The sequence below is a fragment of the Dysgonomonas sp. 521 genome (genome assembly GCF_010501055.1).
In the GTDB taxonomy this organism is placed as follows: Bacteria; Bacteroidota; Bacteroidia; order Bacteroidales; family Dysgonomonadaceae; genus Dysgonomonas.
Genome location: NZ_QVMO01000232.1, coordinates 1 through 897 on the forward strand (window position 1 = coordinate 1; position 897 = coordinate 897).

The window sequence follows — 897 nt, forward strand, 5'->3', positions numbered from 1 at the left end:
TTTGCTTTGTCCTGCCTGAAGGCTTCATATTCAGCCATTTCTTCAGCAGTCATTTCAACTAATTCTTTACTCATAATCTATTGAATTAAAATGTTATATAATTTATTGTTCAAATACAGTGTTGCATAAATCAACAGTGTCCAGAAACCTGCAGCCAGGCACATAATTGCCAGCCAGGTAAAGGTGTTTATTATCTGCTGTTTCTTCATATATTCATTTTTTTAAGTTTAGCTTCTATTTCTTCATGTTCTTTAGACGGGTTATGCTCGTTTAGCATATTGTTGAACTGTTGGTAGCTGCAGCGTATGACAGGTTTAATGTATTCAGAAAACACCCTTCTGCGTACAGTGGTTTCATTCTCATGTTCAGCCAGTAACTGCTGTACGAGAATACACTTACGCAGGTATGCAGCCCTGCGGCCTAACTTCATTCTCTCTATTTTGGTCATCTGTTAAAATTATCAGCTTTCGCTTTATTTACTGCTAACTGTTAACTGTTAAGGGGGTGTACCGGGAATCGAACCCGGAAGCGTTACCGGCTAACTTACACCCTGTTTCTTAGTTGAAGTTGAATGTGCCCGGCTTAATCAGGTTCTTTACGCGATCGGCCTTATCCTTCTCTACTATAGATTTCATTTTCCGGTGTCCTGATATCAATTCATCCAGCGTCATTTCTCCCAGTGTCTTACCGAATATCTTTTTTTGCCGGGTGAAGGCGTTATTGGCTGGCCAGTCGGTTGTGTTCCTGCTATACTTCTGCATCTCTACCAGTATCAGGTGTATCCAACGTTTCCGTTCTTTTTCTTTTTTGAATTGTTCCAGTTCTTTTTTCAGGTTTTGCGTATCGTCCTGTTGCTTTGTCTGGCTGTTTACTATCCGTTGCATATCCTGTATCATG

At 40.2% G+C, this 897-nt stretch carries 1 protein-coding gene and 1 pseudogene; both read right to left on the minus strand.

From position 1 onward, the window contains the following. Positions 1-205 precede the first annotated feature (205 nt). Positions 206-448 carry a hypothetical protein gene (locus D0T84_RS22325; RefSeq protein WP_163310116.1) on the minus strand — a complete coding sequence of 81 codons (243 nt, stop codon included), beginning with the start codon at positions 446-448 and terminating at the stop codon, positions 206-208. A 109-nt stretch (positions 449-557) separates the two neighbouring features. After that, a pseudogene (locus tag D0T84_RS22330) lies at positions 558-897 on the minus strand (hypothetical protein); the annotation flags it as partial.